Source organism: Nonomuraea purpurea (genome assembly GCF_042650645.1).
GTDB classification, from domain to species: Bacteria; Actinomycetota; Actinomycetes; order Streptosporangiales; family Streptosporangiaceae; genus Nonomuraea; species Nonomuraea purpurea.
Window position 1 is genome coordinate 138,456 of the sequence record NZ_JBHSBI010000020.1, and the last position, 19,428, is coordinate 157,883.

General features: G+C 68.6%; 19 protein-coding genes. 12 read left to right on the plus strand and 7 right to left on the minus strand.

Going from position 1 to position 19,428, the window contains the following annotated elements:
• The first annotated feature begins 38 nt into the window (after positions 1 to 38).
• On the plus strand, positions 39 to 1,193 hold the full coding sequence (locus ACFOY2_RS34020; protein WP_379532210.1) for an RtcB family protein: 1,155 nt from the start codon (positions 39 to 41) through the stop codon (positions 1,191 to 1,193).
• Here ACFOY2_RS34020 and ACFOY2_RS34025 read toward each other — a convergent pair.
• Positions 1,177 to 1,959 carry an SDR family NAD(P)-dependent oxidoreductase gene (locus tag ACFOY2_RS34025; protein ID WP_379532211.1) on the minus strand — a complete coding sequence of 261 codons (783 nt, stop codon included), beginning with the start codon at positions 1,957 to 1,959 and terminating at the stop codon, positions 1,177 to 1,179. The genes ACFOY2_RS34020 and ACFOY2_RS34025 overlap by 17 nt on opposite strands.
• Positions 1,956 to 3,371: a DHA2 family efflux MFS transporter permease subunit gene (locus tag ACFOY2_RS34030; RefSeq protein ID WP_379532212.1), complete on the minus strand. Its 1,416-nt coding sequence runs from the start codon at positions 3,369 to 3,371 to the stop codon at positions 1,956 to 1,958. The genes ACFOY2_RS34025 and ACFOY2_RS34030 overlap by 4 nt, the downstream gene beginning before the upstream one ends.
• Before the next feature lie 79 nt (positions 3,372 to 3,450).
• Between ACFOY2_RS34030 and ACFOY2_RS34035 the strand changes: the two genes are divergently transcribed.
• From ACFOY2_RS34035 to ACFOY2_RS34045, 3 genes are read left to right on the plus strand one after another with little or no spacing between them, the layout of a single operon-like run.
• Positions 3,451 to 4,083 carry a TetR/AcrR family transcriptional regulator gene (locus ACFOY2_RS34035; protein ID WP_379532213.1) on the plus strand — a complete coding sequence of 211 codons (633 nt, stop codon included), beginning with the start codon at positions 3,451 to 3,453 and terminating at the stop codon, positions 4,081 to 4,083.
• A 58-nt stretch (positions 4,084 to 4,141) separates the two neighbouring features.
• Positions 4,142 to 4,390, plus strand: coding sequence for a hypothetical protein (locus tag ACFOY2_RS34040; RefSeq protein WP_357822656.1), 249 nt, complete (start codon positions 4,142 to 4,144; stop codon positions 4,388 to 4,390).
• Positions 4,387 to 4,794, plus strand: a complete 408-nt coding sequence (locus ACFOY2_RS34045) for a hypothetical protein (protein ID WP_357822657.1) — start codon at positions 4,387 to 4,389, stop codon at positions 4,792 to 4,794. The genes ACFOY2_RS34040 and ACFOY2_RS34045 overlap by 4 nt, the downstream gene beginning before the upstream one ends.
• A gap of 41 nt (positions 4,795 to 4,835) precedes the next feature.
• Here the strand turns inward: ACFOY2_RS34045 and ACFOY2_RS34050 are convergent, their stop codons facing one another.
• Positions 4,836 to 5,081: a hypothetical protein gene (locus ACFOY2_RS34050; RefSeq protein WP_379532214.1), complete on the minus strand. Its 246-nt coding sequence runs from the start codon at positions 5,079 to 5,081 to the stop codon at positions 4,836 to 4,838.
• Positions 5,082 to 5,305: 224 nt separating this feature from the next.
• Positions 5,306 to 6,808 (minus strand): ATP-binding protein, encoded by a 1,503-nt coding sequence (locus ACFOY2_RS34055; protein WP_379532215.1) that lies wholly within the window; start codon positions 6,806 to 6,808, stop codon positions 5,306 to 5,308.
• A 309-nt stretch (positions 6,809 to 7,117) separates the two neighbouring features.
• On the opposite strand from ACFOY2_RS34055, the gene ACFOY2_RS34060 reads away from it, so the two are divergent.
• On the plus strand, positions 7,118 to 8,512 hold the full coding sequence (locus ACFOY2_RS34060; RefSeq protein WP_379532216.1) for a DNRLRE domain-containing protein: 1,395 nt from the start codon (positions 7,118 to 7,120) through the stop codon (positions 8,510 to 8,512).
• Between the two features lie 47 nt (positions 8,513 to 8,559).
• On the opposite strand, the gene ACFOY2_RS34065 is transcribed toward ACFOY2_RS34060, so the two are convergent.
• From ACFOY2_RS34065 to ACFOY2_RS34075, 3 genes are read right to left on the minus strand one after another with little or no spacing between them, the layout of a single operon-like run.
• Positions 8,560 to 9,300, minus strand: a complete 741-nt coding sequence (locus tag ACFOY2_RS34065) for a succinate dehydrogenase/fumarate reductase iron-sulfur subunit (protein ID WP_379532217.1) — start codon at positions 9,298 to 9,300, stop codon at positions 8,560 to 8,562.
• Entirely contained in the window at positions 9,297 to 11,222 is a 1,926-nt protein-coding gene (locus ACFOY2_RS34070; protein ID WP_379532218.1) for a fumarate reductase/succinate dehydrogenase flavoprotein subunit, read from the minus strand. Before ACFOY2_RS34070 ends, ACFOY2_RS34065 begins: the two co-directional genes overlap by 4 nt.
• Positions 11,219 to 11,962, minus strand: coding sequence for a succinate dehydrogenase cytochrome b subunit (locus tag ACFOY2_RS34075; RefSeq protein WP_379532219.1), 744 nt, complete (start codon positions 11,960 to 11,962; stop codon positions 11,219 to 11,221). Before ACFOY2_RS34075 ends, ACFOY2_RS34070 begins: the two co-directional genes overlap by 4 nt.
• A 134-nt stretch (positions 11,963 to 12,096) precedes the next feature.
• Between ACFOY2_RS34075 and ACFOY2_RS34080 the strand changes: the two genes are divergently transcribed.
• The 7 genes from ACFOY2_RS34080 to ACFOY2_RS34110 all read left to right on the plus strand — a co-directional run bounded on the left by ACFOY2_RS34080 (position 12,097) and on the right by ACFOY2_RS34110 (position 19,427).
• The gene (locus ACFOY2_RS34080) at positions 12,097 to 13,026 is read left to right on the plus strand and encodes a LysR family transcriptional regulator (protein WP_379532220.1); all 930 of its coding nucleotides are present in this window, start codon (positions 12,097 to 12,099) and stop codon (positions 13,024 to 13,026) included.
• A gap of 31 nt (positions 13,027 to 13,057) precedes the next feature.
• Entirely contained in the window at positions 13,058 to 14,191 is a 1,134-nt protein-coding gene (locus ACFOY2_RS34085) for a PP2C family protein-serine/threonine phosphatase (RefSeq protein ID WP_379532221.1), read from the plus strand.
• On the plus strand, positions 14,188 to 15,333 hold the full coding sequence (locus tag ACFOY2_RS34090; RefSeq protein ID WP_379532222.1) for a sensor histidine kinase: 1,146 nt from the start codon (positions 14,188 to 14,190) through the stop codon (positions 15,331 to 15,333). The genes ACFOY2_RS34085 and ACFOY2_RS34090 overlap by 4 nt, the downstream gene beginning before the upstream one ends.
• Positions 15,326 to 15,775 carry a response regulator gene (locus tag ACFOY2_RS34095; protein ID WP_379532223.1) on the plus strand — a complete coding sequence of 150 codons (450 nt, stop codon included), beginning with the start codon at positions 15,326 to 15,328 and terminating at the stop codon, positions 15,773 to 15,775. The genes ACFOY2_RS34090 and ACFOY2_RS34095 overlap by 8 nt, the downstream gene beginning before the upstream one ends.
• A 191-nt stretch (positions 15,776 to 15,966) precedes the next feature.
• Positions 15,967 to 16,755: a hypothetical protein gene (locus tag ACFOY2_RS34100; RefSeq protein WP_357822680.1), complete on the plus strand. Its 789-nt coding sequence runs from the start codon at positions 15,967 to 15,969 to the stop codon at positions 16,753 to 16,755.
• Between the two features lie 12 nt (positions 16,756 to 16,767).
• Entirely contained in the window at positions 16,768 to 18,669 is a 1,902-nt protein-coding gene (locus ACFOY2_RS34105) for a fumarate reductase/succinate dehydrogenase flavoprotein subunit (RefSeq protein ID WP_379532224.1), read from the plus strand.
• The gene (locus ACFOY2_RS34110; protein WP_379532225.1) at positions 18,666 to 19,427 is read left to right on the plus strand and encodes a succinate dehydrogenase/fumarate reductase iron-sulfur subunit; all 762 of its coding nucleotides are present in this window, start codon (positions 18,666 to 18,668) and stop codon (positions 19,425 to 19,427) included. The genes ACFOY2_RS34105 and ACFOY2_RS34110 overlap by 4 nt, the downstream gene beginning before the upstream one ends.
• Position 19,428: the final 1 nt, after the last annotated feature.

A 19,428-nucleotide genomic window follows, 5' to 3' on the forward strand; every position in this document is an offset into this window, starting at 1 on the left:
CGCCAGACTGATCACGACCCAGTGAGGAGATTCCTTTCATGCCGAACCAGCCCGCACCGAACCTGCTGTCGTGGGCCAGCGAGATCGACGAAGGTGCGATCATGCAGGCCGCACGCGCCGCCCGCCTGCCGTTCGTCTCCGGCCACGTCGCTCTCATGCCCGACGCGCATGTCGGCATCGGTGCGACGGTCGGCTCCGTGATCCCCACCGAGAACGCGATCATCCCGGCCGCCGTCGGAGTGGACATCGGCTGCGGCATGGTCGCCACCGAGACGACGCTCACGGCCGCCGACCTGCCCGAGACCCTCGACGCCCTGATGCCGATGGTGGAGCACCGCATCCCGGCCGGCGTCGGCAAGGGCCACGACGACCCGACGGTCGACCAAGCCCTCAGCGACCTCGGCCTGCCCCACACCAGCCTCGACCCGAAGCAGACCAAGAAGGTGTCCGACCAGTTCGGCACCCTCGGCTCCGGCAACCACTTCGTCGAGGTCTGCCTCGACGAGCGTGACCGGGTGTGGACGGTGCTGCACTCGGGCTCGCGCGGCATCGGCAACCAGCTCGCCCAGATGCACATCACGGGCGCCAAGAAGCTGATGAAGCGGCAGGAGACCAGCCTGGAGGACCCTGACCTGGCCTATCTCGTCCAGAGCACGCCCGAGTTCTCCGCCTACATCGAGGACATGCTGTGGGCGCAGCACTACGCCATGGCCTCGCGGGCCCGGATGGACAGGGTCCTCATCGACGCCCTGTTCCGGGTGGTCGGACAGGGACAGAGGGTACGCACCATCAATTGCCACCACAATTTCACCCAGCAGGAGACCCACTACGGCAAGTCTCTCTGGATCACCCGGAAGGGTGCGATCAAGGCCGACACCGGGGACGAAGGCGTCATCCCCGGCTCGATGGGCACCCAGTCGTACATCGTGCGTGGCCGGGGCAACCCTGAGTCGTACAACTCCTGCTCGCACGGGGCGGGTCGGCGCATGTCCAGGACGAAGGCGAAGAAGGAGCTGTCCGCCGCCTCGCTCACCAAGGCGATGAGCGGCCGTACGTGGAACATGAACCGGGCCGCCGCCCTCGTGGACGAGCACCCGGAGGCGTACAAGCCGATCGACCAGGTCATGGCCGACCAGCGTGATCTGGTGGAGGTCCAGCACACCCTGCACCAGATCTTCAACTACAAGGGCTAGTAACCGCGCCGATCAGTTCCTCGGTCACCTCGTGCAGCCGGGCCGCCGCCGGCGGGTCGAAGGACGGGTGATCGAGGCTGATCCGCTGCTCCAGCACGAAGGCGCTGAGCGGATCGGACGGGGGATCGTCGATGCGGGCGACGATCGGTTTGATCCCCTCCTCGACCGGCCGTCCATACCTCTTGAGCGCGGCCACGTGCGCCAGCGTCGCCGCGTCGTACTCCCCCGCCACGCTCGTGGACACGCTCCCCGGGTGCAGCAGCACGTAGCGGGTACGGCTGCGCCGCGCCGCGAACGCGACCCCGAGCAGGTCGTTCGCCTTCCCCGCCTGGAACTGGGCCGTCATGCCGTCGTAGCGGCGTTCGAGCATGAGATCGTCCCAGTGGACGCGCCCGTCCGGCTGCCCGGGGCCCGACACGTTGACGATGAGGCCGGGCTCTGCGAGCCCGTAGGAGAACAGGAACCGGCTCAGGTAGTCCAGCGCGAACGTGCCTTCCAGGCCCTCGGCGGTGACGAACCTGTGGGTGCGGAAGTACCGCGCGCACAGCACCAGCGCGTCCACGGCCGGGTACGCGGCGTTGATCTCCTTGATCACCCGCCTGTTCTCGCTGATCAGGCTCAGATCGGCGGCGATGAAGGCGGCCCCGTGGGGCGCCTTGCGCCCGTCTCGGCCGACGATGACGACGGTGTCGCCCCGGTCGAGGTAGGTGCGGGCGAGCGCTCTGCCCATGCCGTCGGTGCCGCCGGTGATCACCAGTGTTTTCATGAGATCCTCGCAGGTTCTTCGTCGGGTACGGCCGGCGTGGCAGCCGGTTTGCCGGGCAGGAGCGGGATGCAGGCCAGGACGACCACGATCAGGCCGAAGGCGAACCAGAAGACGCCGTGGACGCCCGTGATCGTGTCGGCCGCCCCCTGGACGATCAGCGTGACGAGGGCGACGCCGAGCGCCGCGCCGAGCTGGTTGAGCATGTAGAGCACCGAGCTGCCCTGGGCGACCATGGCGGGCGGCAGCGTGCGGTAGAGGGACCCCATGGTGGGCGCGCTGAAGCAGCCGCTGCCGAGACCGGTCGTGAACGCCGCCAGCGCCGGCCAGATCTCCGGTGTGTCCGTGCCGACGCGGGTCAGGACCGGCAGGCTGAGCAGGACGACGATCGCGCCCGCGGTGGCCAGCCCGCGCGCGCCGATCCGGTCCGACAGCCGCCCTGCCAGCGGCATGGCGACCGCGCCGCCGAGTCCGACCGGGGCCATCAGCAGCCCGGCCGCGAGCACGCCGTACCCATGGACGTGCTGGTAGTACAGGGGCAGGGCGAACAGGGTGGCGAAGAGCACCAGCCCGCTGAGCCCCATGATGGCCACGCTCGCGCTGAAGCCCCGGTTGGCGAACAGCCGCAGGTCGATCAGGGGTTCAGTACGCCTTCTCAACCCGTAGCCGGCCAGCAGCACGACGCCCGCGGCCAGCGGGATCAGCACCTGCCAGGCGGCGAACGCCCCCTGCTCCCCCGCCTGCGACAGGGCCAGGACGACGGCCGCGAACCCGGGCCCGAGCAGCGCCAGGCCGATGACGTCGAGCCGCGCGGGGGAGGTCCCCCGCTCCTCGTCCGCGGGCAGGGCCCGGATCGCCAGCAGCAGCGCGACCAGCCCGAACGGCACGGTGAGCAGGAACATCCAGCGCCACGAGAGCCCGGCGAGCACTGCGCCTCCGACGATCGGGCCGAGCACAGGACCGAGCGACAGGACCACCCCCATCAGTCCCATCACCCGCCCGGCGCGGCGGGGCCCGGCGGCGCGGGCGAGCAGGATGAGCACCAGCGGATCGAGCAGCCCGGCCCCGAACCCCTGCAGCACGCGGAAGGCGATCAGGCTGCCCACGTTCCAGGCCAGCCCGGCGCCCAGCGAGCCGGCTAGGAAGATCAGCAGCCCGGCCAGCCACAGCCGTTTGCCGCCGACCCGGTCGACGGCCCAGGTCGTGAACGGGATGGTGGCGGTGACGGCCAGCAGGAAGCCGGTGGAGGTCCAGCCGATCGTGCTGAGCGAGGCCTCGAAGGTCGTGGCCAGGGTGGCGGTGGCGACGGCGGCCATCGTGCTGTTGAGGATGCCCAGCAGCCCGCCCAGCAGGATCACGCCGATCATCCCCAGCAGCCGGGGATCCAGTCGATCGTCCGGCGTATTTGAACTCATGGGTTCAAAGTAGTTATCTCATGCGTTCGTATGCAACTCATCTGTCAAACAAGGTGAACCCGCGAGTACAATCGACGGTATGGCGACCATCTCGCGCGGGCGCATCGACAAGCGGCAGGCGATCCTGGAGGGGGCGTTCACGGTGTTCGCCCGGCTGGGCTACGCGCAGGCCTGCGTGCAGGACATCGCCGACGAGGCGGGCGTGGCCAAGCCCACGGTCTACAACCACATGACCGACAAGGCGACCCTGTTCCGCCACGCGCTCGAGGCCGCGGCGCGCACCACGCTGGACGAGCGCCTGGCCGCGCTGGAGCCGCTGTCCGGCCCCGGCGACGACCTGCGCGCCACCCTGGACGGGGTGGCCCACGAGTTGCTGCTCCTGCACACCGACGAGCGCTCGTGCGCGCTGCGCCGCCTGCTCTACTCGGAGATCACGACCTTCCCCGACGTCCTCGACATCGTCGTGGGCAGCGGCCCCCACCGGCTCAACCAGGCGCTGGCCGAGCGGTTCGCCCGGCTCACACTGCTGGGCCGCCTGCGCGCCACCGACCCCGACTCCGCGGCCGAGCAGTTCATGGCCCTGCTCACCGGGCCACTGGAGGCCCGCACCCGGATGGGCACGAGCCCCATCTCCGACGAGGAACTGCGGGAGCTGGCAGAAGCCGCCGTAAGGACGTTCCTGCGGGCCTGGGAGGCCCCCGACACGCCATAGCGGATCATGCCGACAAGGTACCTTGTCGGCGCTAGGCAAGGGATATAGTCTGCCGCGTGTGGTGGAACGAGACGACTACGCGACCATCCGCGATCGGATCATCGGGCTCTCCCACACCCATGGCTTGCGCTGCGACTGGTTCGAGAACACACGACGGCAGCGATTCCTCCTGCTATGGGACGTCGAGGGCCGCGTCGTGGCCCGCGCCATCGTCCCGCTGTACCCGAAGGAGACCCCGCACCTGGTGGACTCCCTCGAACGGGGGCTCGCGCACCTGTTCGGCGACGACTGGCTGGAGGATCGATGACCGCAGACCGCGTTGACGTCCACGTCACGATGGCCGGCAACCTGTGGCTGGCCCAGGTGGACGGCGTGGCCGGCGGCCTGTCCGCCCGCACGCTGAAGGAACTGCACGGCGACGTCGCCGAAGGGCTGCCGTTCCTGTTCGCCGACCGCGCCCGGCCGCCCGCGCCCGTCTTCCACTACGCCCTGCCGGGCCTGTCGGAGCAGGACCTCGACGACTTCGCCGCACTCCAGCGCCAGGCCGCCGCCATCGCCGAGGACTACACGCGCACACTCAAGAAGCGGGTCAAGCACATGCACGAGCTCGGCCTGTCCGACGGCGACATCGGCGAACTGCTCGGCCTCACCAAGCAGCGCATCCAGCAGATCCGCGCCAACACCAACGACGAAGCCCGCCAGAGCGGCTGAACCCGGCCTGACGTCGGTCCAGCCCAGGCGCCCGCGTCGCCTCAGTCCCCGGAATACATCCGATCCAGATCGACGAGCTCCACGTCCGCGCGCCCGCGGGCGGCGGCGACCAGATCGTCGGCGAACCCCGACCGCCCGAACAGCAGCAGTTTGGGCCGCTCATCCACGCGGGCGGCCGGAAGCAGCTCACGCAAATGCTCCAACCGGTGCAGCTGGGAGACGTCCACGGGCGCGAGGGTCCCCTTGGCCTCACCGATGGCGATGATCCGATCGGCGGTCTCCGTCACGACGACATCGAGTTCATGCCCCTGGCGATGCGCACGGCAGGCGACATCGCTGGGCCGCACGGCACTCGCGATCCCGCCCAGCGGGTCACTGGAGGCGTGCAGGAAGCACCATTCACGCGCGAGGTCCTCAAAGTGGGGTCCGTAGATCTTCGAGTTGACCGTGTCGGAATTGGCTCGCCAGACACGGACGAGAATGATAGCTACAACTATGATAGTTGCAGCTATCATTCCGCAGGGGCTACTACCGGTTCACCCGAACCGAGCAGCACCGGCAGGTCCACCAGCAGCACGTCTCCCCTGTGACGTGCGCGCTCCACGAGGTCCGGCTGGAACCCCTCCATGGAGAAGAGCGCCAGGACCGACGACGCGGCGTCATGCCCGTGCTCCACCAGGAGCGCTTTGAGCCGGTCCAGTCGTTCGAGGTCCGCCGCGCTCCGCCGGGTGAGGGTCGCCTTCGCTTCGCCGATGAGGCCGATGTCCGCCCGCCCCGACCGTTTGTCCAGGGCGACGACGTCGATCTCGTGCTTGGCCCGCCCGGTGCTGTCGTTGACGACCGTCGCCGTCACCTGACCGGCGTTTCTTCTCAAAGCGGGGTCGGCCTGGGATCGCAACCACTGTCTCGCACAGCTCTCGAAGTGGGGTCCGAGAACGCGGGAGGCGAAAGTGGGTCGCGAACGACGCCACGCCTCCTGCGAGTGCCCCGTCTCGACGAGGTCGCGCTGCGGCACCGTGATCAGGTTGTGGAAGCGGATGATGGGATCGGCAACGGTGATCACGGGACGTCTCTCCCACAGCGGATCGGCGTCGTATCGGAGGTATCCCGCGCTCACCAGCGCCCCGATGGGCCGGTTCAGCGAGGAACGCGACTGTTCCAGGAGCGCGCCGATCTTCGCCGGACTCGTCGCACCGTTCGCGACCGCGTTGATGATCCCGTAATGCAGGGAACTGCCGGTGAACCTTGGATCCTCGCGCAGCAGGTACTCGGCCTCGCTCCCGGAGAACAGCGCCTGCCGCGGGTCCAGGACGGTGGCGGAAACCCACTCGTCCAGTTCGGCGGAGGTCTGAGGGGGAGGGACGTTCGCGAGATTGCGATAGCCGGGAGCTCCGCCGAGGATCGCGTGTACCCGCAAGGCCGCCGCAGGATCGCCGATTTCCCAGTGACGCGCCGTGGTGGCCAGGTCGAACGGCTCCAGGCGGAGGTCGATCGCCGCGCGTCCGCGTAGCGCCTTCGTCCCGGAGAGCAGCTCGTTCATGACGGACATCGCAGAACCGCAGACGATCAGGCGCCCGCCCGGCGCGCCCTGGCCCGCCTGTGACTGGTCGTAGAGCAATTGGAGCAGGCCGGGCAGCTCTGGAGAGTGGGCGAGCCAGCACGGCAGCTCGTCGATGACGAACACGCCCGAGCCTCCGCGACGGACTGTCAGCTCGATCGCGGTACCGAGAAGGGACTCCCAGCTCGCATCGGCCAGCAGTTCGGGTCCGATGCCCGCGTATCGCGCGATCTCCGCGGCCAGCCGCCGCCGTGCCGGGACAACGCCCTCCTCGGCCACAGCCGTCACATACAGGCCCCCGGCGGCCTCGGCGAGAGCCCGGAGCAGAAAACTCTTCCCCACCCGGCGCCTCCCTGATACGACGCCCAGCCGGAGGCGGGAGTCGGGGTGCTGGACGAACTGCGCCAGCGCGGACCACTCGGCGTCCCGCGAGAGCACTCTCGAAGGTTTCTGCATGATCGCGACCTAACTTGTATGCTTGCAAGCTTACTAATTAGGTTACATGCCAGGGACGCATCGCTGTAACTTGGGTCACAGCTTTTAAATACGTCACTTTTGAGGTGCATTGCCTGTGATATCCCTGTGATCTGACTCGATCTTGTTCGGGCGGGGGTGACGGGGAGTCTGCACATCGGCACGTGGGGACGGCCGAGGGCCGCGGATCGCCCGCTCGACCGGCGGGTCTGTCAACGGGGGAACGAGCACACGCGCGATTGCGGGTGATCCGTGCCCTTACATCTGTCCATTTGTCACGATGGGACGTAAATGCGTATTTCTGCTTCGGTAGGCCGACTGGCACTCGGGTTAACCACGATCGCCACGCTCACCGCCGCCACCGGCCTCACCGCCGGTCCGGCCGTCGCACAGACCCCCGAGGCCGCCGCGTCCGCCCAGGCCGCCGAGACCGGCAAGGCCGTGGACGTGCCCAGCCTGACCGACGAGACCAGCACCACCGTCGCCAACCCCGACGGCAGCTACACCGCGACGATCACCTCGGGCCCGTCCAACATCCGGCAGCCCGACGGGCAGTGGAAGCCCGTCGACACCTCGCTCGAGGTGCAGGGGACGGTGCTGAAGCCGCGGGTCTCGCGCGCGAACGTCGAGGTCTCCAACGGCGGCGACGGCCCCGCGGCCAAGCTGGTCGACGACGCCGGCCGGGTGTTCTCGCTCAAGTGGCCCACCGCCCTGCCCAAGCCGGCGGTCAAGGACAACGTCGCCACCTTCGCCGACGCCGCGGGCCCCGGGGCCGACCTCGTGGTGACGGTGCTGCCGACCGGCTTCCGCCACGACGTGGTGCTGCGCGAGAAGCCCCAGGGCCCGCTGGAGCTGCGCATCCCGGTGCAGACCGAGGGCGTGGACCTGGTGCGGTCCGCCGACGGCGGCCTCCAGCTCAAGAGCGCCGACGGCCAGGTCGTCGCCTCGTCGGCCCAGCCGGTGATGTGGGACTCCAGCCGCCACGGCAAGCCCCGCGGCGACGCCGTCGCCAAGATCGACACCAGGGTCGAGACCCAGAACGGCGCCAAGGTCCTGGTGCTCAAGCCGGACGCCGCGTTCCTGTCCGACCCCGCCAGGGTCTACCCGGTGACCGTCGACCCGACGATCACGCTGCCGTCGGTCGTCACCGACACCGACGTGGCCACCTCCTGGGCGTCCCACCCCGGCGACGTGATGATCATCGCCGGCACCATGCCGTGGGAGAACGGCGAGGGCGGCGACGTCATGCGCAGCCTGGTCACCTTCGACACGGCCAAGCTCAAGGGCAAGCGCGTCATCCTGGCCGGCCTCGGGATGTGGAACCTCGAGACCAACGCCTGCGGCATCAAGGTCGGCTCCGGCCTGACCGCCGAGCGTGTCACGAGCTCGTGGGATGAGAACAACCTCAACTGGGACAACAAGCCCACCACCACGAAGGAAGGCGCCAGCGTCAACCAGATGGGCCGCGGCCGCACCTGGACCGAGCCCTGCGCCGGTGGCGCCGGCTACCTGGCCTGGCCCGTGACCGGCATCGCCAAGGCCTGGGCCTCGGGCGCTCCGAACTACGGCATCCAGCTCAGGGGCACCGACGAGAACGAGAAGACGAACTGGCGGGCCTTCGCCGCGTCCGAGAACAAGGACGCGGGCGTGAAGCCGCCGACCCTCACGGTCATCTACTGGCGCTGACGGAATGAGACAGGCCCCCGCCCGACCGGGCGGGGGCCTGTTCTGGCCTACTTGGCGTTGGCCTTCAGGTAGTCGCTGTTCATCTGCGCGATCGTGTCCAGCGGGATCCCCTTCGGGCACACCGCCGTGCACTCGCCGGTGTTCGTGCAGCCGCCGAACCCCTCCGCGTCCATCTGGTCCACCATCGCCTTGGCCCGCGAGAGCCGTTCGGGCTGCCCCTGGGGCAGAAGGCTCAGGTGGGTGATCTTGGCGGCGGTGAACAGGGAGGCGGAGCCGTTCGGGCAGGCCGCCACGCAGGCGCCGCAGCCGATGCAGGTGGCCGCGTCGAAGGCGTCGTCGGCGTCCTCCTTGCGTACGGGCACGCTGTGCGCGTCGGGGGCCGACCCGGCCGGGACGGAGACGAAGCCGCCGGCCTGGATGATCCGGTCGAAGGCGCTGCGGTCCACGACGAGGTCCTTGACCACGGGGAACGGGGCGGCGCGCCACGGCTCGATGGTGATCGTGGCGCCGTCCTCGAAGTGGCGCATGTGGAGCTGGCAGGTCGTCGTCGCGCGCTGCTCGCCGTGGGCGACGCCGTTGATGACCATGCCGCACATGCCGCAGATGCCCTCGCGGCAGTCGTGGTCGAAGGCGATCGGGTCGTCGCCCTCCAGGATGAGGCGCTCGTTCAGGACGTCCAGCATCTCCAGGAATGACATGTCCGGGGAGACGTCCTCGACCTTGTAGGTCACCATTCGTCCGGAGTCGGAAGGACCGCTCTGCCGCCAGACGCGAAGGGTCAGGTTCACTTGTAGCTCCGCTGGGTCATCTTGACGTATTCGTACTCGAGCGGTTCCTTGTGCAGAACGGGCCCGTCCTGGCCGAACTCCCAGGCCGAGACGTAGGCGAAGTTCTCGTCGTCGCGCAGCGCCTCGCCGTCGGCGTCCTGGGACTCGGCGCGGAAGTGGCCGCCGCAGGACTCCGTGCGGACCAGGGCGTCCAGGCACATGAGCTCGGCCAGGTCGAAGAAGTCGGCGACGCGCCCGGCCTTCTCCAGGACCTGGTTCAGTTCCTCGGCCGTTCCGGTCACCTTGACGTTGTTCCAGAACTCCTCGCGCAGCTCGGGGATGCGCTCCAGCGCCTTGCGCAGCGACTCTTCGGTGCGCTCCATGCCGCAGTAGTCCCACATGAGCTTGCCGAGCTCGCGGTGGAAGGAGTCGGGCGTGCGGGTGCCGTTGACGGCCATGAGCCGGTCGATCCTGTCGCGGACCTTGATCTCGGCCTGGGCCACGGCCTCCTCGTCCACGTCGCCGAACGGGCCGGCGGCCAGGTAGTCGCCGATGGTGGTCGGAAGGACGAAATATCCGTCGGCCAGGCCCTGCATCAGCGCCGACGCGCCGAGCCGGTTGGCCCCGTGGTCGGAGAAGTTGGCCTCGCCGACGACGAAGAGCCCGGGGATCGTCGACTGCAGGTCGTAGTCCACCCACAGCCCGCCCATCGTGTAGTGGACGGCCGGGTAGATGCGCATCGGCACGTCGTACGGGTTCTCCCCGGTGATGCGCTCGTACATCTCGAAGAGGTTGCCGTACTTCTTCTCCACGGCCGCGCGTCCCAGGCGGTTGATGGCGTCCCTGAAGTCCAGGTACACGCCGAGGCCGCCGGGGCCGACGCCGCGGCCCTCGTCGCAGACGTTCTTGGCGGCACGCGAGGCGATGTCCCTGGGGACGAGGTTGCCGAAGGCGGGGTAGATCCGCTCCAGGTAGTAGTCGCGCTCCTCCTCCGGGATGTCCCCGGGGGCGCGGTCGTCGTTCTTGCGCAGCGGCACCCACACACGCCCGTCGTTGCGCAGCGACTCCGACATGAGCGTCAGCTTCGACTGGTACTCGCCGGAGACCGGGATGCAGGTCGGGTGGATCTGCGTGTAGCAGGGGTTGGCGAAGTACGCGCCGCGCTCGTGGGCCCGCCAGATCGCCGTGGTGTTGCAGCCCTTGGCGTTCGTGGACAGGAAGAACACGTTGCCGTAGCCGCCGGTGGCCAGCACCACGGCGTCGGCCAGGTGGCGCTCGATCTCGCCGGTGACCATGTCGCGTACGATGACGCCGCGCGCCCGCCCGTCGGAGACGATCACGTCGAGCATCTCGTGCCGGGTGTGCATGGTCACGGTCCCGGCCGCGATCTGCCGCTCCAGCGCCTGGTAGGCCCCCAGGAGCAGCTGCTGGCCCGTCTGCCCGCGGGCGTAGAAGGTCCGTGAGACCTGGGCGCCGCCGAACGAGCGGGTGTCGAGCAGGCCGCCGTACTCGCGGGCGAACGGCACCCCCTGCGCCACGGCCTGGTCGATGATGTTCACCGAAACCTGGGCCAGGCGGTAGACGTTCGACTCGCGGGCGCGGAAGTCGCCGCCCTTCACGGTGTCGTAGAAGAGCCGGTAGATGCTGTCGCCGTCGCCCCGGTAGTTCTTGGCGGCGTTGATGCCGCCCTGGGCGGCGATGGAGTGGGCGCGGCGCGGCGAGTCCTGGTAGCAGAAGGACGTGACGTTGTAGCCCAGTTCGCCCAGCGTCGCCGCGGCCGAGCCGCCCGCCAGGCCGGTGCCGACCACGATCACGTTGAGCTTGCGCTTGTTGGCGGGGTTGACCAGCTTGGCGCCGAACTTCCGCTTCTCCCACCGCTCCTCGATGGGCCCTTCAGGAGCCTTGGTGTCCTGAATGTCCGGACCTTCGGTGTACCTGCTCATTTCACAACTCCGAACATGATCGCGAGGGGCGGGGCCAGGAAGCCGATCACCAGGACCGCGGAGACCAGGCCGGAGGTCGCGCGCAGGGCCCGGTAGCGGCCGCGGTTGGCCCAGCCGAGCGTCTGGAAGGCGCTCCAGATGCCGTGGCGCAGGTGCAGGCCGACCATGGCGACGGCCACGACGTAGAGGAGCGTCACCCACCATCGGGACGCGTCGAAGCCGGCGATCATGCGGTCGGCAGGAGCGGAGTCGAAGCCCTTGGGGTTCACCACCCCGAAGGTCAGGTCGAGCAGGTGCCAGATGAGGAAGAGCAGGATCGTCAGGCCGCCGAAGCGCATGATGTGCGTCGTGTAGCCGCCGGCCTGCGACTTCTTGGCCACGTACTTCACGGGCCTGGCCTTGCCCGCCCGCCTGGCCAGCGAGATCGCGGCCCACATGTGCAGGACCAACGAAATGACGAGGCCGATCTCGAGGAGCGTCAGCACCGTCCGGTACGGCGCGATGGGCTCCAGGAGCGTGCGCAGCGCGTGCGCGTACTCGTTGAAGGAGTCTCTACCGAAGAAGATCTTGAGGTTGCCGAGCATGTGGGCGACGAGGAAGATCACCATCACGGCCCCCGTGACGGCCATGACGGCTTTCTTGCCGTTCGACGAGCCCATGAAGCCGCCCGGCTTCTTGGGCGCCCGGGTGGGAGGGGGAACCGGCGCGGTGGCGGCACCGCGCTCTATCGTGGCAGTCACGTCTTCAGACGCTAGGTATCCAGCGATGATCCGTCCAAGTCATCACGAGCCTGGTTTCCATAGCCGTCAGCTATAATGCTTGGTTTGTACGGTTGTCGCCGACGATCCGAAGCTGTCGGTGCGAGGAAAATCACATGCAGTTGCAGCAGCTCGCGTACTTCGTGGCCGTGGCGGAGACCCGGCACTTCACCCAGGCCGCCGAACGCATGAGGGTCGCCCAGCCGTCGCTGAGCAAGCAGATCAAGGCCCTTGAGCACGATCTCGGCGCGCCGCTGTTCTCCAGGGCGCGCGGCAACGTCACGCTGACCCCGGCGGGCGAGGCGCTGCTGCCGCTGGCCCGCAGGATCCTGGCCGACGCCGACACCGCCCGGCAGGAGGTGGCCCAGCTCGCGGGGCTCAGGAGGGGCCGGGTGCGGCTCGGGGCCACGCCCTCGCTCTGCGCGGGGCTGCTGGCCGACGCGCTGGCCCGCTTCCACCGCGCCTACCCGGGGATCGAGCTGCTGGTCGAGGAGGGCGGCTCGCGTGACCTGGTCAAGGCGCTGGCCAGGGGGCAGCTCGACCTGTCGCTGATCATCATGCCGCTGCAGAGTGACGACCCGGCGCTGGTGACCGAGGAGATCCTGCGGGAGAACCTCGTGGTCGTCACGCCCTCCCATGAGCGCTCGAAGGGCCCCTACCTGGAGATCGAGGACCTGCGGGGGCGGCCGATGGTGATGTTCAGGCGCGGCTACGACCTGCGGGAGGCGACACTGACAGCGTGCAGGCAGGCGGGGTTCGAGCCGAGGCTCGCGGTGCAGGGCGGGGAGATGGACGCGGTGCTGCGGTTCGTGGAGGCGGGGCTGGGGGTGGCCGTGGTGCCGTCGATGGTGCTCGACGGGCGGCCCGGACTGTCGGGTACGCCGCTCGCGCCGCCCGGCCTCAACCGGACGATCGCGCTGGCCCACCGCAAGGACGTCGAGCCGGCCACGGCCGCGCAGGCCTTCAGGCAGACCCTGCTGTCGTTCGTCGTCGAAGCCGGACACGAGGGCACGCTTCCGCAAGGGGTCGAGCTCATCGCAGAATGAGCAGCAAAGGTCCGACTACGGCGAGGCGGGTGTGACGGAGAACCTCTCAGAAGCGCTGACGCTGCTCCTCATCGAGGACGACGACGGTGACGCCTTCCTCGTGGAGGAGCTGCTGCGCCAGGCCATGGCGCCGCCGAAGATCTTCCGCGCGCGCAGCCTGCGGGAGGCCCTGTCCAAGCTGACCTCCGAGATCCAGTGCGTGCTCGTGGACCTCTCGCTGCCCGACGCCAGCCGGCTGGAGGCGCTGGAGGCGGTGCTGGAGCTGGCGCCGCACACGGCCGTGCTGGTGCTCACCGGGCTGCGGGACACGCACGTGGGCACGGCCGCCGTACAGGCCGGCGCCCAGGACTACCTCGTCAAGCAGGACGTCGACGCGCGGCTGCTGGCCAGGTCCATCAGGTACGCGATGGAGCGCAAGCGGGCCGACCTGGCCCAGCTCCGGCTGATGCAGGCCGAGCTGACGGCCAAGGAGAACGCCAGGCTGCAGAGCGGGCTGCTGCCGGTCAAGCTGTTGCGTACCGACGCCATCGAGTACACCACGCGCTACCTGCCGGGCAGCGGCGGCACCCTGGCCGGCGACTTCCTCGACACCGTGCAGACGCCGGACGGCGCGGTGCACGTGGTGGTCGGCGACGTGTGCGGCCACGGCCCCGACGAGGCCGCGCTCGGCGTGGCGCTGCGCATCGCCTGGCGCACGCTGGTGCTGGCCGGGCAGACCGGCGACACGCTGCTGCGCACGCTCGACGCCCTGCTGCGGGCCGAGCGCAAGGCCCCCGAGATCTTCACCACGCTCTGCATGGCCACGATCGCCCCTGACCTGCGCCACGCCAGGATGCGCGTGGTCGGCCATCCGCCACCGGTGCTGCTGCGCGACGGCACGGTCGACGTGGTCCCCGGCGCCCCGTCAGGACCGCCGCTGGGGATCTTCGCCGAGGCCGAGTGGCCGGCGATCGAGGTGCCGCTGGGTGAGGAGTGGTCGATGATGCTCTACACCGACGGCCTCATCGAGGGGGCCGTGGGTGAGCGGCAGCAGTTGCTCGGCGTGGACGGTCTGGTCAACCTCATACGCGAGCACGGCGGCATCGACCTCGACCGGCTCCTCGACGACGTCGGCACGCTGAGCGACGACCTCGCGGTGGTCCTGATGAGCAGGAGGAGACGATGAGCATCCACCCTCTGCCGCCCCCGAAGGCGCCGACCGGGCTGGGCAGACTGCCCGTCGCCCGCTGGTTCCTGCTCATCGGGGCGCTGGCCGGCGGCGCGTTCGCGGCGGGGGTCGTGGTGATCCTGGCGCTGCTGGCCCAGATCGTCGCGCTGAACCCGCGTGACGACGTGGCCGCGCAGCTCGGGCGGCTGCACGCGGCGCTGATCGTGGTGTTCGCGGTGCTGTTCGGCTGCGGCATCGGCCTGGCGGTCATCCTGCGTTACGCCGTGCTGAAGCCCATCGAGCAGCTCGGCGCGCAGGTCCGCGCGGTCGCGGGCGGCGACTTCGACCACGCGCTGCACGTCGACAGGCCGGCCGAGCTGGCGGAGTTGTCCAGCCACGTCGACTCCATGCGCCGCAGGATCGTCCTGGCCTGGCGCGCGGCCAGCGACCAGGCCGACGAGCTGCGCAGGTCCAACGGCGAGCTGGAGCAGTTCGCCTATGTCGCCAGCCACGACCTGCAGGAGCCGCTGCGCAAGGTCGCGAGCTTCACGCAGATGCTGGAGCAGCGCTACGGCTCGCAGCTCGACGAGCGGGCCAAGCAGTACATCCACTACGCGGTCGACGGCGCCAAACGCATGCAACTGCTGATCAACGACCTGCTCGACTTCTCCAGGGTCGGCCGGGTCACCGGAGACAGGAGTGTGGTCGACTCGGGCGCGGCGCTGGAGACGGCGCTGGAGAACCTGTCGGCCACCATCGCCGACGCCGAGGCCACCGTCACCGGCGGCGAGCTGCCCGAGGTCGTCGGCAACCGGCTGCAGCTCACCCAGCTCTTCCAGAACCTGATCGAGAACGCCCTGAAGTTCCGCTCCGACGAGGCGCCGGTCGTGCGCGTCGAGGCGCGGCGCGACGACGGCTTCTGGGAGTTCAGTTGCTCCGACAACGGCATCGGGGTCGAGCCGAAGTACGCCGACCGCATCTTCCTGATCTTCCAGCGGCTCCATCCGCGCGACGTCTACCCGGGTACTGGCATTGGGCTGGCTCTGTGCCGCAAGATCGTCGAGTATCACGGCGGACAGTTGTGGCTCGACGGCGACGCGGAGGGCCCCGGCGCGACGTTCCGCTGGACGCTGCCCGCGGCTGGAGACGACGATGACTGACTGGCAACCGATCGACGTGCTCCTGGTCGAAGACGACCAGGGCGACATCCTGCTCACCAAGGAGGCCTTCGACCTCAACAAGGTGCGCAACCGGCTCAACGTGGTCAACGACGGCGAGCAGGCGATGGCCTACCTGCGCAAACAGGACAGCTTCTCCGACGCGACACGCCCGGACCTCATCCTGCTCGATCTCAATCTGCCCAGGATGAGCGGCATGGAGGTGCTCCAGGAGGTCAAGGCCGACCCGCTGCTGCGGACGATCCCTGTGGTGATCCTGACGACATCTGAGGCGGAGGAGGACATCCTGCACAGCTACCGGCTGCACGCCAACGCGTATGTGTCCAAGCCGGTGGATTTTGAGCAGTTCATCCGAGTTGTCCAGCAAATCGATGATTTTTTCGTAACCGTGGTTAAGTTGCCGCGAGAAGGGCAGCGCCTCTGACGGGCCTACGTGACAGGAATCACAGCACGTCATCGAAATTGTGAGTGACCCCGCTCACAAATGTCGATGCTGTCGTCGTAACGTATCCCCCACCAATGCGCGCCCGAGCGGATGCAAGCCGTACGCGCGCCCAGCGAAACGAAACCACGGACCCCTGCGCAAAAGGTCCGCGGGAGGTGGAGAGGTCCGCGATGACCCAAACGATGCCCGACGCCCCGCTCAGAAGGCAACGAGCGCAGATCAAGGTGCGCACCCTGCGCACGGATAGATGGTGGCTGGTCCCCCTACTGACATTCCTGGGGCTCAGCTCATTCCTTGTCTACGGTGTATGGGCGATCCTCGATGAGAGCATCTTCATCGACCCGTACATCGCCCCGTTCTCCTCGCCCTGTCTGGCCGAGGCGACGTGCCCGCCGGGCGCGCGGCTGTTCGGCTGGGCGCCGCTCGGCGAGTGGTACACGCTGCCGCCGGGGTTGCTGATCCTCGGTCTGCCAGGCGGGTTCCGGCTGACCTGCTACTACTACCGCAAGTCGTACTACCGCTCGTTCTGGTTGTCGCCGCCGGCCTGCGCGGTGCAGGAGCCGCACGGCAAGTACACCGGTGAGCGCCGCTTCCCGCTCATCATGCAGAACGTCCACAGGTACTTCTTCTACGCGGCCATCCTGATCGGCCTCGTCCTGGCCTACGACGCCGTCCTGGCGCTCATCCACAAGCCGCTCGGCCTGGGCACCTGGATCCTGGTGCTCAACGCCGTCCTGATCAACGCCTACACGCTGTCGTGCCACTCCTGCAGGCACATCACCGCGGGCAGGCTCAACCACTTCTCCCGTCACCCGCTGCGGTACCGGGCCTGGACGTTCGTCTCCAAGCTCAACGCCAAGCACCAACCCCTCGCGTGGGCCTCGATGTTCTCGGTCATGGGCGCCGACCTGTACGTCCGCCTGGTGGCCAAGGGCATCATCGCCTTCCCGTACGCGTAAGGACCAGCTTCAGTGGAAAACTCGCTTAACACAGAGCGCTACGAGTACGACGTCGTCGTCATCGGCGCGGGCGGCGCGGGGCTGCGTGCCGCGATCGAGGCCCGCCAGCAGGGCAAGAGGACGGCGATCGTCTGCAAGTCGCTGTTCGGCAAGGCCCACACGGTCATGGCCGAGGGCGGCGCCGCCGCCGCGATGGGCAACGTGAACCCCGACGACAACTGGATGGTGCACTTCCGTGACACCATGCGGGGCGGTAAGTTCCTCAACAACTGGCGCATGGCCGAACTGCACGCCAAGGAGGCCCCCGACCGCGTCTGGGAGCTGGAGGCCTGGGGCGCGCTGTTCGACCGCACCAAGGACGGCAAGATCAGCCAGCGGAACTTCGGCGGGCACGAGTACCCACGGCTCGCACACGTGGGCGACCGTACCGGGCTGGAGCTGATCCGCACGCTGCAGCAGCGCGTCGTCGCCCTCCAGCAGGAGGACTACGAGACGCACGGCGACCACGAGGCCTACATCAAGGTCTTCGCCGAGTGCACGGTCACCCGGCTGCTGAAGGACGGGGACGCGATCTCGGGCGCGTTCGGCTACTGGCGCGAGTCCGGAAATTTCGTGCTTTTCGATGCGCCCGCTGTGGTCCTGGCCACCGGCGGCATCGGCAAGTCGTACGTCGTCACCTCCAACTCCTGGGAGTACACCGGCGACGGCCACGCCCTGGCCCTGCTCGCCGGCGCGAAGCTGATCAACATGGAGTTCATCCAGTTCCACCCCACCGGGATGGTCTGGCCGCCGTCGGTGCGCGGCATCCTCGTCACCGAGTCCGTCCGCGGTGACGGCGGCGTGCTGCGCAACTCCGAGGGCAAGCGCTTCATGTTCGACTACATCCCCGAGGTGTTCAAGGACAAGTACGCCACCAGCGAGGAAGAGGGCGACCGCTGGTACACCGACCAGGCCAACAACCGGCGCCCGCCGGAGCTGCTGCCGCGTGACGAGGTGGCCCGCGCGATCAACGCCGAGGTGAAGGCCGGGCGCGGATCCCCGCAGGGCGGCGTCTTCCTCGACGTCTCCACCCGGCTGCCCGCCGAGGAGATCAAGAAGCGGCTGCCGTCGATGCACCACCAGTTCAAGGAGCTGGCCGACGTCGACATCACCGCCGAACCCATGCAGGTGGGCCCGACCTGCCACTACATCATGGGCGGCGTCGAGGTGGAGGCCGACACCGGCGCGGCGGCCGTGCCAGGGCTGTTCGCGGCGGGCGAGGTCTCCGGCGGCATGCACGGCTCCAACCGGCTGGGCGGCAACTCGCTGTCCGACCTGCTGGTGTTCGGGCGCCGGGCGGGCGCGGGCGCGGCCGCGTACGTGGACGACCTGCCCTCCAGGCCCAAGATCGCGCCCCAGCTCGTCGAGGAGGCCCGCGAGGAGGCGCTGGCGCCGCTGGGCCGCAGCGGCGAGAACCCCTACGAGGTCCACCACGAGCTCCAGCGGACGATGAACGACCTGGTCGGCATCATCCGCAAGGCCGGAGAGGTCTCCGAGGCGCTGCAGGCCGTGGAGAAGCTCAAGGAGCGCGCGCAACTCGTCGGCGCGGCAGGCTCGCGGATCTACAACCCCGGCTGGCACCTGGCCATCGACCTGCGCAACATGGTGCTCGTGTCGCAGTGCGTGGCCAAGGCCGCCCTGCTGCGCGAGGAGAGCCGCGGCGGGCACACCCGCGACGACTTCCCGGGCATGGACCCGGAGTGGCGCCGCAAGCTGCTCGTCTGCTCCACCGAGGACGGATCGGCTGTTCAGGTCGAGGAGAAGGTCCAGCCGTCCATGCGCGCAGACCTGATCCGCCTCTTCGACCGCGACGAGCTGAAGAAGTACCTCACCGACGAAGAGATCGCCGAGTTCGACGGGATGGCGAAGTCATGAGCTACAAGGCAAAGTTCAAGGTCTGGCGCGGTGAGGGCGGCGAGGGCAAACTCGAGGACTTCACCGTCGAGGTGAACGAGGGCGAGGTCGTCCTCGACATCATCCACAGGCTCCAGGCCACCCAGGCGCCCGATCTGGCGGTGCGCTGGAACTGCAAGGCCGGCAAGTGCGGCTCCTGCAGCATGGAGATCAACGGCAAGCCTCGGCTGGGCTGCATGACCCGGATGTCCACCTTCGAGGAGGACGAGACCATCACGGTCACGCCCATGCGGACGTTCCCGGTCATCAAGGACCTCGTCACCGACGTGTCCTTCAACTACCAGAAGGCCCGCGAGATCCCGTCGTTCACGCCTCCGGCGGACGTGCGGCCCGGCGAGTACCGCATGCAGCAGGTCGATGTCGAGCGCTCCCAGGAGTTCCGCAAGTGCATCGAGTGCTTCATGTGCAACAACGTCTGCCACGTGATCCGCGACCATGAGGAGAACAAGACCAACTTCTCCGGTCCCCGCTTCCTCATGCGGATCGCCGAGCTGGACATGCACCCGTACGACGTGGCGGACCGGCAGCAGGAGGCCCAGGACGAGCACGGGCTCGGCTACTGCAACATCACCAAGTGCTGCACCGAGGTCTGCCCCGAGCACATCAAGATCACTGACAACGCGCTGATCCCGATGAAGGAGCGCGTGGTCGACAGGAAGTACGACCCGCTGGTGTGGCTCGGCAACAAGATCTTCAAGCGGTCGAGCTCCGCCAAGTAGC

Bases quoted from the DNA above. Each gene is read 5' to 3' on its own strand.
- ACFOY2_RS34030 (WP_379532212.1), bottom strand. From the start codon at position 3,371: ATGAGTTCAAATACGCCGGACGATCGACTGGATCCCCGGCTGCTGGGG.
- ACFOY2_RS34100 (WP_357822680.1), top strand. From the start codon at position 15,967: ATGACCCAAACGATGCCCGACGCCCCGCTCAGAAGGCAACGAGCGCAG.
- ACFOY2_RS34045 (WP_357822657.1), top strand. From the start codon at position 4,387: ATGACCGCAGACCGCGTTGACGTCCACGTCACGATGGCCGGCAACCTG.
- ACFOY2_RS34080 (WP_379532220.1), top strand. From the start codon at position 12,097: ATGCAGTTGCAGCAGCTCGCGTACTTCGTGGCCGTGGCGGAGACCCGG.
- ACFOY2_RS34055 (WP_379532215.1), bottom strand. From the start codon at position 6,808: ATGCAGAAACCTTCGAGAGTGCTCTCGCGGGACGCCGAGTGGTCCGCG.
- ACFOY2_RS34095 (WP_379532223.1), top strand. From the start codon at position 15,326: ATGACTGACTGGCAACCGATCGACGTGCTCCTGGTCGAAGACGACCAG.
- ACFOY2_RS34090 (WP_379532222.1), top strand. From the start codon at position 14,188: ATGAGCATCCACCCTCTGCCGCCCCCGAAGGCGCCGACCGGGCTGGGC.
- ACFOY2_RS34070 (WP_379532218.1), bottom strand. From the start codon at position 11,222: ATGAGCAGGTACACCGAAGGTCCGGACATTCAGGACACCAAGGCTCCT.
- ACFOY2_RS34025 (WP_379532211.1), bottom strand. From the start codon at position 1,959: ATGAAAACACTGGTGATCACCGGCGGCACCGACGGCATGGGCAGAGCG.
- ACFOY2_RS34020 (WP_379532210.1), top strand. From the start codon at position 39: ATGCCGAACCAGCCCGCACCGAACCTGCTGTCGTGGGCCAGCGAGATC.
- ACFOY2_RS34110 (WP_379532225.1), top strand. From the start codon at position 18,666: ATGAGCTACAAGGCAAAGTTCAAGGTCTGGCGCGGTGAGGGCGGCGAG.
- ACFOY2_RS34060 (WP_379532216.1), top strand. From the start codon at position 7,118: ATGCGTATTTCTGCTTCGGTAGGCCGACTGGCACTCGGGTTAACCACG.
- ACFOY2_RS34035 (WP_379532213.1), top strand. From the start codon at position 3,451: ATGGCGACCATCTCGCGCGGGCGCATCGACAAGCGGCAGGCGATCCTG.